The 13,200-nt window shown below is 35.5% G+C and carries 11 protein-coding genes; 2 read left to right on the top strand and 9 right to left on the bottom strand.

From position 1 onward, the window contains the following. Nucleotides 1-5: 5 nt before the first annotated feature. Genes DIJ65_RS00640 through DIJ65_RS00630 form a run of 3 tightly spaced genes read right to left on the bottom strand, consistent with a single transcriptional unit; the run spans nt 6 to nt 3,993 of the window. Complete coding sequence (locus tag DIJ65_RS00640; protein WP_117299687.1) at nt 6-944, bottom strand: protein NO VEIN domain-containing protein; 939 nt, start codon at nt 942-944, stop codon at nt 6-8. After that, a complete protein-coding gene (locus tag DIJ65_RS00635) occupies nt 941-2,824 on the bottom strand; it encodes a DEAD/DEAH box helicase (RefSeq protein WP_117299688.1) in 1,884 nt (627 codons plus the stop codon). Before DIJ65_RS00635 ends, DIJ65_RS00640 begins: the two co-directional genes overlap by 4 nt. 5 nt (nt 2,825-2,829) lie before the next feature. Continuing rightward, nucleotides 2,830-3,993 carry a hypothetical protein gene (locus tag DIJ65_RS00630; RefSeq protein ID WP_142836452.1) on the bottom strand — a complete coding sequence of 388 codons (1,164 nt, stop codon included), beginning with the start codon at nt 3,991-3,993 and terminating at the stop codon, nt 2,830-2,832. Between the two features lie 221 nt (nt 3,994-4,214). Here DIJ65_RS00630 and DIJ65_RS00625 point away from each other — a divergent pair, with 221 nt between their 5' ends. Beyond that, the gene (locus DIJ65_RS00625) at nt 4,215-4,628 is read left to right on the top strand and encodes a very short patch repair endonuclease (RefSeq protein ID WP_117299691.1); all 414 of its coding nucleotides are present in this window, start codon (nt 4,215-4,217) and stop codon (nt 4,626-4,628) included. A gap of 339 nt (nt 4,629-4,967) precedes the next feature. On the opposite strand, the gene DIJ65_RS00620 is transcribed toward DIJ65_RS00625, so the two are convergent. From DIJ65_RS00620 to DIJ65_RS00605, 4 genes are read right to left on the bottom strand one after another with little or no spacing between them, the layout of a single operon-like run. Next, nucleotides 4,968-6,128 carry a tyrosine-type recombinase/integrase gene (locus DIJ65_RS00620; RefSeq protein ID WP_230321277.1) on the bottom strand — a complete coding sequence of 387 codons (1,161 nt, stop codon included), beginning with the start codon at nt 6,126-6,128 and terminating at the stop codon, nt 4,968-4,970. Between the two features lie 41 nt (nt 6,129-6,169). After that, nucleotides 6,170-6,325 (bottom strand): helix-turn-helix domain-containing protein, encoded by a 156-nt coding sequence (locus DIJ65_RS00615; RefSeq protein WP_117299866.1) that lies wholly within the window; start codon nt 6,323-6,325, stop codon nt 6,170-6,172. Between the two features lie 23 nt (nt 6,326-6,348). After that, entirely contained in the window at nt 6,349-7,920 is a 1,572-nt protein-coding gene (locus DIJ65_RS00610) for a DNA primase family protein (protein ID WP_185959458.1), read from the bottom strand. Further along, nucleotides 7,904-8,473, bottom strand: a complete 570-nt coding sequence (locus DIJ65_RS00605; protein WP_117299696.1) for a hypothetical protein — start codon at nt 8,471-8,473, stop codon at nt 7,904-7,906. Before DIJ65_RS00605 ends, DIJ65_RS00610 begins: the two co-directional genes overlap by 17 nt. A 312-nt stretch (nt 8,474-8,785) precedes the next feature. Between DIJ65_RS00605 and DIJ65_RS00600 the strand changes: the two genes are divergently transcribed. Beyond that, entirely contained in the window at nt 8,786-10,261 is a 1,476-nt protein-coding gene (locus tag DIJ65_RS00600) for a hypothetical protein (protein WP_117299698.1), read from the top strand. A gap of 373 nt (nt 10,262-10,634) precedes the next feature. Here the strand turns inward: DIJ65_RS00600 and DIJ65_RS00595 are convergent, their stop codons facing one another. Both DIJ65_RS00595 and DIJ65_RS00590 read right to left on the bottom strand, forming a co-directional pair. Then, entirely contained in the window at nt 10,635-12,668 is a 2,034-nt protein-coding gene (locus tag DIJ65_RS00595) for a TRAP transporter permease (RefSeq protein ID WP_117299700.1), read from the bottom strand. After that, nucleotides 12,658-13,182, bottom strand: a complete 525-nt coding sequence (locus tag DIJ65_RS00590; protein WP_117299702.1) for a DUF1850 domain-containing protein — start codon at nt 13,180-13,182, stop codon at nt 12,658-12,660. Before DIJ65_RS00590 ends, DIJ65_RS00595 begins: the two co-directional genes overlap by 11 nt. Nucleotides 13,183-13,200: the final 18 nt, after the last annotated feature.

Genomic DNA, 13,200 nt, shown 5'->3' with positions numbered 1-13,200 from the left:
CATTTTTATAAATTGATTTCATATTGAACCGGCTCAATGTTTGCATTTGCCAATATAAACGAATACGGATTTTGAATGACTCGAATTTCTACTTGTTTCGATTCGCTATGGGTTACCAAATAGAGAAAATACGAATCTCCTAGAAATTTTGCTACTTCTAACTCATTTCGAGACCAATAAAAAGTATGACCTGAATTAAAGCTTTTCACCTCAATAAACCTATCCGGCTCTAGTGATTGGGAGGAATATGAAAGTATATCGTATCCGGCATTGACTATTGATTCCGAAATACATTCTACTTTTTCAGCCTCTGCAAAGAACCCAAGGGATCTCAATCGTTTTTTTTCATATGTTACCGCATGATCTTCCGCAGCTTTCCCAGCATCTGACTGCTTTTTTAATTTTGCTTGTAACTCATCTAATGTCATAGGAGCTGTTGAAACTAGATTTCCACCTAACCATAAGTATTCTTTTTTTAGTGTTAAGATGTCGCTCGTTTTGACTACTACTCCCAGATATAACATCTCTTCTGTCCATTGTTGAAGGGAATAAGGGATATTGGTTCTTAAAGCTTGATGCTCCCCAGATAAATTCACTTTAAAATTTCTTATCCAGTCTTTATTCATATTCAGATTCAGTGGAATGTACCATGAAATTAAGTGCTTTTTTTGCGCTTCACTCAATTCGTAGCCGTTATTATTATCTAGACTAATTAATTTCTTTCCTCTATCTGTCATAAATATCATATTGTGAATGGTTACTTTTAATAAATCCATTTCAATCAAAAGCTCTAAGATAGCGGAAGGTTGCTTTGTTCTTCTGCCTCCTAAAAATGAATCATTAAGTATTCTTAAAATGTGACTACGGGTAACGTTACACTGGTATTTGTTTTCAAATTCATCTATAGTTCGCACCGTCCACAATAAATCACAGAATTTTTTCATCTCAAAGTTCCTCTGATATGATTAGCAACTACATTAAAATCCATCTGTAGTTCTTGTTCTTGTCCCAAATTATCCTCATCCAACTCAGGACTTCCAATCGGTAAATCCAAATCTATAACCTGCCTCATCATCCACGCTTTTTCTTCTAACCTTTGATGAATTACTTCATCAATACTTTTTTCGCTTTCAATAATATAGTAAGTAGTCGCTTGTTCTTCAGGCAGTCCAATTCTATGGATTCTATCAAGGGATTGTAGGTAATGTCCGCAATTAAAGCTGCGATCTAAATAGATGGCATGATGACAATCTTTATGCAGTGATATGGATTCCGCACAAGCAGCAGGATTCGCTATCAGAATACAAGGGGTCTTAGAATTTTTAAACATCCTTATTTGTTGTTCTCTATTGAACTCTTCATCCTCTTCATCGCTCTTAGGTACTCCGCCATAAATAATATATGTTGGAATTCCCAGCTCAATAAACTCTTTACGCAATTCAAATATATTATTTACAAAAGTGCTCCATAACAGTACCTTTTGTCCGTTCTCTACTAAAGATTTTGCTATTTCAACTGCTTTTATTAATTTTTGCGGTTTCTCATATTGAGGATAGTTATCAATCAAATCGACTATATCTGCCCCATCATAAACAAATGGTGGAATTTGAAACTCTTGGGAGAAGTCCGAAAGTAAACCGGGATTAGATGCAACCTGCATCAACCTAATTATTTTGGCTCTTTTAAACCTAGCGATTTCCGAAATTTCGCGAGTAGAAAATTGATCAAGTTCTTCTATTGTCCGAGCAGCAATTGCATCATAAATTTTTTGTTGATGTGCGGACATGGATACTGGTATTCTGTGCACCTCAACTGCAGGAAGATTTAAGTCGTCTTTAGTAATTCGATAGAAAAATGGGCGCATTAAATTTTGTATCCAAGTAATCTCGTCAGAGTTCTGCTTTACTTGAGCCTTAAAGTAATTTTGCTCCCCAAATAAAAATTTACCCGGCCATAAGAATGTCATTTGTGAATAAAGATCAGTGATTCCATTTGGCATGGGTGTGCCAGTGCTGATCGCTCTTCTGGCAGCATAAGGTGCTAGCTTTAAGATTGCATTTGCCCAAGTACCATTTTCAAATCTTTTTATATAGTGAGATTCGTCTATAATAAGAAACACTTTATGCAACTGCATTAATGCAATTAATCTTTCAACGTCAATTGATGCGGTCTGAAAACTTGTTAAAAACAAATCAGCGTCTTTTGAGTTTGTATACTTCCATTCCCGATCCGGACCAATAAGACGATGGCTTTTTGCAGGGCGTCCAAAACACTCTTTAAATTCTTCTTCCCACGCCATAAAACAACTGGGCGGGCCGATTACAACTACCTTTTCAACTTCGCCAGCATTCAACCAAACTGAATATCCAGCATATAACATAGTCGTTTTGCCGCTACCGGGCACAGAAAAATTAGCAGTATTTTTTACTTCTAGCATGTGTTGAACCGCTTTTTCTTGATAAGGTTTTAGTTTTCTCTTGAACCCAGATAAATCTGCTTCAAAAATTAGTTGTGGGTTGTCTTTTGTCTCCAGTCCAAGCTCCATAGCATACTCAAAGTTTTGTTTTTCAAGATTAATTTCTTCAGTTAAACGGCTGAAGTTTTCACTCAATTTTACCGGTATGCGTTTACGCTTAAAGAAGCGCTGTAAATCATCGATTGTACTTCTTATTTTTATAGAATCATCCATAATGTATATTTGAGCAATTTCACTCTTCAAAAAACCTTGTTCTCGAAACATAAGAGAAAAGTGACCTGAGAAAAGTTCTGGATGATTTGTTACATCTACTATCAATAGGTTTTCCTCATATGTTATCTGCACCATAAAAGCTATTCCTCCATTTGAATTCGAATTGATTCAATTAATTCGTTTAATTCCATAAACGTATTTTTAAAATCGCTTGTATTAAACGCTTCCTTTTCATCTTGTATTTGTTCTAGAGATGAGATAGCTTTTTTCAGCTGTTCAACTGGACGAATATTATTTCTCTGCATTCTTGAAAGCTCTGCCGCTGCAGTTACGTCATCAAATATTTCTTGAGATGTGGCATTTTCTTTATTAAACATAGTATTTGTAAGTCTACGAAAAATTTTATCGTTAACAAAAGCTTCACGAATATATCGAATATGATCACGTTGAGTGACAGACTTAGTGAAGTCTGGATCTAGATTAATTTCAAGCATTCTATACATCACATCAATGGCTTCTTGAATTTTAAAAGCATTTAAACCTCTCGTCTTCATTGCATTAATTTCTTTTTGGATTTCCACAAAATGCTCATTTAAATTAATTAAAAGAGTATAATTTTCTGGTTGTTCGATATAATTTAAAAAGCCATCAACCAAATCTAAGCGATTTTGATAATCTTTTATCTTTTTGGATGTCCAATCTAAAGTTTCCTGTAGTTCTTGTTCGCTCATGTACTCTAAACCTTCCCTAATTTTTAATAAATCATTAATAGGGTTATATTCTTCCTTCAAATCTTGTTTAATTTGAAACTGTACCTCTAATTTATAAATTTCTTTTGCAGGCACGTTTGCAGGTAATCTATGAACTAAAAGATACTGGTATTTTGAATTGGGATATTTTTTATCTAAACTCTTCATGCAAGCAAGGCGGCGATTAGCATCAACTAAAAAACCATCATGTGTTATGACACCCGGTTTTAATTGTCCGTTTCGCTCAATGTCTGTTATAAGCCTCTGAGTTTTGGGATTATCCGGAATCAATAATTCAATGAAATGTTTCTCATGTTCGGGGTTTCGATTATCGAGTTCAAATCCTAGCTGTTGTTCTTTTAATTTCTTTTCGGCCGCAAAGCGTCCATTGTCTACATTAAAATTAAGAAATTTTATTGGCAATTTATATACCGGCATTACCTGCGCTTGTCCCATAAACAATAAAATCTCCCGAGTATTAATGACCAAGTCTCCACCATTATCAATATATTGATCTATTTCATCTGCACGTTCGGTCCACATTGTTAACATCAAAATCACTCCACCTTTTTTATATCTTTTTTCCTATATAATAACATAAATTTCACCAAAAAACTTCAAAAAATTCTATGAATTCTCAATATTAAGTACTGTTAAACTATATTGTTTATTTAAAAAGGTTAGTACATAGTAAGCCTTGTTTTAAATTATTAATAAGGGGAATTATTTATTTATAGGAATTTAAGAGATTGAATTTTATCTAAAGGATGATTTATATGGCCGGAATTATTTCTTCAGAAGGCAGAAAGAACATTATGAAATCCATTAAATCGGAATCTAAGCTTGAAAACAAAATTTCGAAATTACTTTGGCATAAAGGTTATCGTTATAGAAAAAACGTGAAAAATCTAGTTGGCAAACCCGATATTGCGATTAAAAAGTACAAAATAGTTATTTTTATAGATTCTTGCTTTTGGCACCATTGTCCAGACCATGGACATTTCCCACGTACCAATGAAGAATTTTGGAGGAAAAAACTGACTAGAAATATGGAAAGAGATATCGAAGTTAACAACTATTACAACAAGAATGGATGGAATATCCTAAGAATATGGGAGCATGAGACAAAAAATCTGGAGCAAGTTATCGGCAAAATTGTCAATTTTATAGAAGAAGCTAAAATGAAGTAGAGCCATTTGAATAAATTAGGTCCAAAGATAACGATTTTATAGCACTACCTAACAACTGAGTGCAAAAGAGTATAGTTTAAAAAAGCTAAAACTCCCCATTCCCTTTGGCTATATTAATTAAAAATAGAAAAACGCGAAGTGAATATTCACTTCGCGTTTTTCTCATTATACCACTTGTACTGCCCAGCATAAGGTCGGTTCATCTTCCCTTTTCCCCATTTTATTTCAACTTAATCCACAACGTATTACTTATCTGCTAAGGATTGATACTTTTTTTATCTGATTAAAACTGCCACTTCTAATACGATACATTTCTTAACTATTTTCTTTCCAGAGATTCTAATACAATAGGCGTTTGTCTATCATTTTTTCATCTTCTACTTTTTTATGAACACCATATAACAGTTCGCCAAACTTCTGTGCTGTTTCTTTTTGCATACTTGGTAGTAGATGACTGTATCGATCTAGTGTCATGCGAGTATCAGCATGGCCTAACCTTTCTGAAACAATCTTTGGATGCACTCCTTGCATCAACAGTAAAGTCGCATGAGTATGACGGAGATCATGAAAACGTATTTTCTTGACACCCGCCCTGTTTATCAATGACATAAAATTCCGCCTTAAATTACTAGGATTAATCGGAGAGCCCGCTTCAGACGGCAATACTAAGTTTTCTTTATTGATATACTCGTTTTCTTCAGTATTTTCAAGCGTTTTAAATCTTTTTAAAGCTATTGTTAGTTCTTCTGGAACAGCTATACTCCTTCTACCTGCAGCAGTTTTTGTAGTAGGATTAATAACTTTGCCATCATTTCTTAAAGTCTGAGTAACTTTAATTTGTTTCGATTCAAAATCAACTTCATTCCATGATAAACCCAGAATTTCACCTTGGCGCATCCCCGTATTTAATGCTATTAAATAGACCATATAGTATGGCGAATCTTTTGCTACATTTAAAAACTTCCATACTTCGTCTAAATCCCACACAGTAACTTCATTCTTCATTTCACGAGGAGCTTCAACAAGTTTTGCTGGATTTTTTGCTATCAACTCATACTTTACGGCTCTGTCAAAAGAATTAACTAAAATACTATGGATTTTTCTTATTGTATTATGGTTCATTTGCTTTTCATTTATCAAAAGTTGATAAAATTTTTGAATTTGAGAGGGGGTAATTTTTGATATCGGAAAAGTTCCTATTGCAGGAATGATATGCTTTTCTAAATTAATTTTATATGTGTTATAGGTACTACTGGCGATAACAGACTTTTTAAATTCTAGCCACTGCCTCAAATATACTTCGCTCAATTGATTTGAAGGTTCGACATATATACCCGAATTCATTTGAGAAAGTGCATGGGAAAGGGCTATCTGAGCCTCTTTTTTAGTCTTGAATCCCCTCTTTTTCTTTTGTTTTCTTTTACCTGAATTGTCTTTCCCTAGCTCAATTGTATAATACCATTTTCTACCTTCTTTTCTAACCGATCCAGAATATTGCAAGTTCTTCTCCCCCATTTCCAGAAATTAAAAAGGAAAATGGATTATCCATTTTCCCCTTCTAGCCAGCTAAAGAAAACTGACTTTGACACTTTTATTCTTTTTCCTATACGAACTATATGAAATTGTTCTGAATTGACTAATTCGTACGCTTGCCGTCTTCCTATACCTAGTACCTCCTGTATATGGTATACATCCATTACAAGAGGATATTTCGAATAATTCAATGCCCTTCCCCCATTCCCATGGTTATAAGTTCATTTAATTCTATCCCAGAGTAACCTTTACGATTGTCGCCATTTATTCTAAACCTATCACGCTTTACGCCCTTAATTTCTTGGAGCTTTTTGTGAAAAACTTTTTCTGAAACCGGTGTAACATTAATTGCCATACAATAATTTTCATATTCCTCCCTTAATACATAAGAATGAATACGCTTATTAGGTTTAATATTACAATAAATATTTACAAACTCTTCGAAGCTGTTTTCTTCTTGAAGATATTCAGCCAGATACAGATTAGCTTTTTCACTTTCAGTAAAAATGAAGTTATTACTAATCAATCTTTGTAACCCTTCTACCGCCCACATAGATATATACGATTTCTCAGATTTCAATTTTTCCAGAAGATTGATGTCTTGTTTTTCTTTCGAAATTTGGTTATCAAAAGGTATAATCAAAAGTCTTTCAATAAAAGCATTCATTTTATCCACACCCTTAGTATTCGGCAAATCATTTCCTGCAAATACCATGGCGGCTTGATTTGTAAATTCAAACTGATTTTGATACTTCTGCTCTCCAGTTAAAGGGTCATTACCTGTAGCAGACTTAATTAAATCCAACCTTGTCAAAGTAAGTTCGGCCGTTTCGCCACAAGTATTTAACTTTTTATTATGAAGTCGGCTAAGACTGAACGGACTTGAAAAATCACTAAGGCTAACGTGGGAACATCCATCTTTTCCGATAAGCTGTTCTAACAAATTAAGCATGATAGACTTTCCACTATCTTTCTTTCCTACAAAATATACAATCTGTTTAATATCCCGAATTTCGGATATGATGTATCCAAAAACTTCTTGAATCCGCATATATAAATTTACATCACCATTAACAACATTAACCATAAACTTTTCAAAATTATTACCTTGTATCAATGAATCTTTGGGATATTCAGCTTTGATATAACTAGTAAAATAATACTTAAGTGAATGGGGTAGGAATTGATTTTCAATAACATCTAATACTCCATTCGAAAAGTTAATGTGATACTTATTCCGACTTAGTTCTTCATCACTGACTTGAAGATCCTCAAATGAATTCAACCAACCTATAATCTCCTTAATACTACCTCTGTTAATCATAGACTTGTAATGATGTGGTGTATTTTTTCGAATCATTTTTTCTGCTTCGAAATCACTTAATAGTGAGTAATAGCCCACACCGTCATTCCCATGAAAAAGACAATTATCCATTATCGCAAAGTTATATTGAGTACTAAACATCTTTGCAAGTTCATAAAGGGAGAGCTTCTTTTCGTTGTTGTTTTTAATGATTGGGATCCTGTCTTTTACTTCATTGCTCACATTCACCTTTTCTGCAGGACTCATTTCAGTATTATTTTTCGACACAGTTTTATGAATATTTAAATGATTAATGAAATCAGTTTTGTCATAGTCATCAAGATTATTAAAAGATTCATCAAAATTATGATTATTATCAATTTCTTCAGCAAGGGAAAATGAAGGGAATTCAGATATGAAACCGGATTTTTTATTTTTTCTACTGTTCTTCCCCATTCCCAAACCCCTTCCATACATGTGGTTTTTCAGAAATTATAGGTTCGACTCCCATATATAAGTAAGGACTAATAATCGACTTTATGGATTTACGCATTGAATTATCAGTAGACATTATCAAAGTCACATGATTAAAGTTGGCCCCTAAATCCCCTCCACTAATTACCAAGCAAGATGTGTTGTTTGTCTCCCAAAAAACTAAGATAGTTTCCCCAGCTTCAGGGACTGTCTTGGAATTGAAAATGTGTGTTTCAGAATTTAATTCGATATATAACTTTGGTTGTTTTTTCTTAACATCAACTCCGATTAAATATTTATTCAGAGATTCTTCCTCATCAGTTATTTTAGGATTTAGGGCCTCATTTTCATATTTACCATTAATTAAAAGCTTGTTTTTCTTTTTCCAAATTATCAATCCAGATACAGGGGTAATTGGAAGATCCCCTCTAAAATATAATTGCGTTTCTAATCCAGATGCATTCAATATAAAACCTGAATTTTTATTTTCGTGCACTTCTTGAATTAACTCCATTACCTTTTCATTGTTATTCATTTTTTCCGCCTCCTGATATATTTTTTTACTTGCTCAATAAACATATATCTTGAGTGTGAAATTATGGAGGCGATTTTTTTAGAGATTACTTCGAATAAAATTCTCTCATTTTGCTATTTACATTTAATCATCATTACGGTATGATTTTATATCTTTTCCAAAGAAGAGTAAGTGTTCCCCCTGTTCCATATTCTTCTTTAACTTTTATGAAGAAATAGATAAAATAATAGTGAACTTAGTAAAATATATAAAATATCTTCTTGATAAAAGGGGGAACACGTTGCACATTAGTAAATATTGGGAGGGATATTAGTGGCAAGTTACTACGAACATTTACGAAATTCTATGGATCAAATCAAGAAATTGAGTAAAGAAGTTTTCCATGATAACGAAGAACCTGACTTAGATAAAATTTCTAATGTATTTGGTATCGATATTCCCCAGTTTGATATAAATCAAATAGATTATTCAATTTCTCAAATTATTACTGGTGAATTGATAAAGAATTTTATAATTTTATTAGCTTCAAAGGCAGCAATTATCCCCACAGTAAAAGAAAATCAAAGTACTAAAGATAGCTATGGTATGTTAAATTGTAAACTTATACTCGCTGAGAACAATGAAATCCTTAATTTTGCTGACATATTTCTAAATGACTTAAAGATGAAGTTGTTAGATGATTCTGTTTCATATTTTAGTTCATTAAAACAGAACTCTAAGGAACTGAAAGTAATTAAAGACGATTTCTTCTTTGAAGCAGAAAAGTTTTATCAAGTAAGGTTAATGCTAAATCAAAGCTGGAAAGAATATTTTTACAATATTAAAGATGAAATATATAGCATGGGTTTTGATTATAAGCAATTTCATGAAAATGATTTTGAAAGTAATTACACTCTTATAAAAAACGAAGATAAAGTGCGTTACAGTATGCCCATAGTAAATTTCCCTTTATTGGAATATGCAAGTAAACTCAGTAACATTAAAATTAATTCTTATAGTTCAAAAAAAATTACTTTAATTAAAGAAGATAAAATGACATTAAAAGTATTAACTGACTCTACTCTAGCAACTATCGATACTCAAAAGGCCCTTTTTATAAATCAACTTAACTTCAATAATTTTTTGACTGTTGTAAAAGACCTGGAACTTGATGAATATAAATATACAAGTTTGGGTATTAATCCCTCTTTATCTATTTATACATATAATAAACTTACTCATAATGTTGATTTATATTTTTTGGTTAAAAGATATTGGGAGGATCATTTTTACTTTCAAGAAAATTTCAATCAGTATCTGGATACATACATTGATAAGGAGATTCCAGAAAATAGTTATAATTTTATTACTTCTAAAAATCTAGAAGTTAATTCCTCAAAGTTATTAAACAACCCTTTTTATTTAACAGCAATTAGTTATTCTAAAAGTTTTGGGTGTAAGCACTATTTAATAAGTAAAGCAGAAGATGCAGAATGGTTTGTTGATTTAAATATCTGGGAAACCTTGGATAAGCTAATTGAAATTCTCTCTTTCTATATTAAAGAACTAATAAAACTTAAGATATTAGAAAAAAGTAACGATATCGAGCATTTCCATGACAACACCCAAAGTATAGAATCTCAGATTAATACAATTATTTACAAGGGTTTAAAGCATTTTAATCCTTATGAAAATATAATCAAAGAAATTAATTATCAAAAGCCTTTGATAAGCATAAAAGATTCTGAGTACGCTTATTATGCAACTCTACATCAAAAAGTTTATTCATATACGAAGGAACATATTTAATTATTCATCATTAAAATTTCTACTTCTTATCCATACTTGTGAAAAGGAATACCGGTCACTTAATGGTCACCCACTAGCAATAATCCAAGGAAACAACGGGACACAAAAGTGAATTTTCTTTAATAAATATTGAGGTTTTTAGGACCTGAGGAAACCACAGAATATGAAGGGGGAGTTCCCCCCTACCTTGACAGGGTAGAGGTCGCTGGTTCGAGCCCAGTAGGAATCATTGGGTGCCAAACCCACAGCAGATTTTCGGAACAAAATCTGCTGAGAAAAAGCCGTCACCTTCGGGTGACGGCTTTTTTCATGTTGATTTCCAAACCTAAAAACCCCCCGAAAGCTCTGTACCAGCGCTTTCGGGGGGTTCACTTTATGCTTCAGTAGTTTCTGGTTCTTTTTTATCGCGTGCAATCCATTGGATCACAAACATTGCCACAAAGACTGCTGCTCCGATTATATCCGATAACCCTTCCGGATAGATCAGTGCAAGACCTGTAAAGAAAATGATGATTCGTTCAAACCAGTAAAGCTTGCGGTACCAATAGCCGATCAGGCCGGCACCGATTGCAATCATTCCGGTAATGGCGGTAATCAGCACCCATATCAGTTCCGGCCAGGTCGTATCAATCATCAACAGCGAAGGCGAAAGTACGAACATGTAAGGGATGATGAACGCAGCAATGGCCAGTTTCGCGGCTACAAATCCTGTACGAATGGGTTCTCCTCCAGAAATACCGGAAGCGGCAAATGCAGCGAGTGCAACCGGCGGCGTTATATCGGCAATAATGCCGAAATAGAATACGAATAGATGCGCCGACAATGCCACTACGAGTGGTGTTGCAGCCCCTTCAGGATATTCCAGCATCAGCAAAGTGATGATTGCGGGAGCGGCAATTGTAGATGTGATGACATAGTTTGCCGTTGTCGGCGAACCCATACCAAGAACAATTGCAGCCAACATCGTAAAGAACAGGGTCAATAGCACGTTTCCGCCTGAAGCCGATACCAGCCCGTTTGCAAGACTCAATCCCAAGCCGGTCTTAACAACCACACCGACGATTATACCTGCTGCAGCGGTGGCAGCTGCCACCGCCAGCGCTGTGCGGGCACCATCAACCAACGCATGGATCATGTCCTTGAAATTCAGTCGGGTTTCCTTATTGAATGAGCTTACGACAATCGTCAGGACAATCCCCCATAATGCAGCCTGCATCGTAGGGATACCGATCAACAGGAAAACGATGATTGCGAAAATAGGCGTCAGCAAATAGATTTTTTTCAAAACTTCCTTGCGGTCAGGCATTTCTTCTGGAGAAAGCCCTTTCAAGCCAATCCGTTTCGCTTCAAAATGTGTCATGATCCAAACACCGGTGAAGTAAAGAAGTGCAGGAATCGCTGCCGCTTTGGCGATTTCCCAGTAAGTTACGCCCCCGATAAACTCGACCATCAGGAAGGCCGCGGCCCCCATGATCGGCGGCATCAATTGCCCGCCTGTCGAGGCAGCTGCTTCAACGCCACCGGCAAATTCCTTTTTGTATCCCAGTTTTTTCATCATCGGGATTGTATAGGAACCGGAAGTTACAACGTTTGCAACCGAACTTCCGGAAATGGTTCCCTGCAGGGCACTTGAGAAGATGGCCACTTTTGCAGGTCCACCAGTCAAGTTGCCGGCCAGCGATACGGCCAGGTCATTGAAATACTGTCCGACTCCGGTTTTCACAAGGAAGGAACCGAAGAGCAGGAATGTAAAGATGAAAGTCGCGGAAACCCCAATCGGTGTTCCGAGAACGCCATCAGTAGTGAAAAACATTAACTGGATCAAGGAATCCAGGTCCTGCCCCCTGTGTCGCAGGAATCCCGGGAAATAAGGCCCGAAAAATGCGTATGTCAGGAACAGTGCTCCTATTATTGTGATTGGCATGCCGACTGCTCTTCTTGTGGCTTCCAAAGTCAACAGCACGGCTATAATACCAACGGCCAGATCAAGTTCTGTAACCCTTCCGATACGGAAGACAAGGTCCTCGTACATGATCGGCCAGTAGGAACCGACACCGATGGACAATAATGCAAGGATAAAATCATACCAGGCAACTTTATGGCGTTCCCCTTTTCGTTTCCGTGCGGGAAACAGGATGAAAATTAATGACAGCGCAAAGCCCAAGTGGATGGAGCGCTGGATGTAAGCAGTGTACTGTCCGAAAATTGCTGTATACAGCTGGAATAGTGCAAACGCAAGCAAACCGTAAAATACGACATGTTTCATCATTCCGGATAAATCGCGGGTATTGGATTCCGGATCATATCTTTGGAGAACTTCCTTTTGCTTTTCTTCTGAAATGTATGTATCATCTTCCGGCGGCAATTTTTTCTCTTCTCTTTCTTCCGGCGGTAATTTACTGCTCATCAATATTCACTCCTTTTAGTTGCTGGAAAAATGACAGCCGCTGAACACGAAACGTATACGTTTTTCCTCTGACGAGTGTCTTTTTCAAATCATATTCATTGCCATTTTTCATCAATGAAAGACCGGCGTCGACATCGCCGATCAATATGCGAAATTCCGGTACGCGCCTATCCATGTTCTTGATGAAATACGTACCGTCCTCTTCGACAAAGATTTCCCCTTCTCCTGCATTCGAGGGCATGCCAATATTGAAATCCTCGTATTCCAGCTCGACCATTTTCAAAGTATTGTCAGGCAGGACTTCAAAGCTTTCGATAACATCGGACAAATGTATGGAATGTGTATATTTTATCTTAAAATAGGGCTGAGTCAATAGCGAATATGCTGCAAGCCTTTCTGTGCCGCTGTCGATAAATACGATACTGCGGTGAAGTGGGATAAAAGTAAATGCGGAGATCATTAAGATGGAGGCAATCAGGATCAGAAGAAAACGCTGCATGAATTTTATTCGCATTGGTATTTCTCCTCCGTT

Source organism: Planococcus salinarum (assembly GCF_007004625.1).
Classification (GTDB): domain Bacteria; phylum Bacillota; class Bacilli; order Bacillales_A; family Planococcaceae; genus Planococcus; species Planococcus salinarum.
The sequence above is the reverse complement of the archived record's forward strand: the minus strand, read 5'-3'. Positions and strand labels throughout refer to the sequence as shown.

Excerpts from the sequence above, each read along its gene's own strand:
- DIJ65_RS00640 (WP_117299687.1), bottom strand. The coding sequence starts at position 944 with ATGAAAAAATTCTGTGATTTATTGTGGACGGTGCGAACTATAGATGAA.
- DIJ65_RS00635 (WP_117299688.1), bottom strand. The coding sequence starts at position 2,824 with ATGGTGCAGATAACATATGAGGAAAACCTATTGATAGTAGATGTAACA.
- DIJ65_RS00625 (WP_117299691.1), top strand. The coding sequence starts at position 4,215 with ATGGCCGGAATTATTTCTTCAGAAGGCAGAAAGAACATTATGAAATCC.
- DIJ65_RS00615 (WP_117299866.1), bottom strand. The coding sequence starts at position 6,325 with ATGGATGTATACCATATACAGGAGGTACTAGGTATAGGAAGACGGCAA.
- DIJ65_RS00610 (WP_185959458.1), bottom strand. The coding sequence starts at position 7,920 with ATGGGGAAGAACAGTAGAAAAAATAAAAAATCCGGTTTCATATCTGAA.
- DIJ65_RS00605 (WP_117299696.1), bottom strand. The coding sequence starts at position 8,473 with ATGAATAACAATGAAAAGGTAATGGAGTTAATTCAAGAAGTGCACGAA.
- DIJ65_RS00595 (WP_117299700.1), bottom strand. The coding sequence starts at position 12,668 with ATGAGCAGTAAATTACCGCCGGAAGAAAGAGAAGAGAAAAAATTGCCG.
- DIJ65_RS00590 (WP_117299702.1), bottom strand. The coding sequence starts at position 13,182 with ATGCGAATAAAATTCATGCAGCGTTTTCTTCTGATCCTGATTGCCTCC.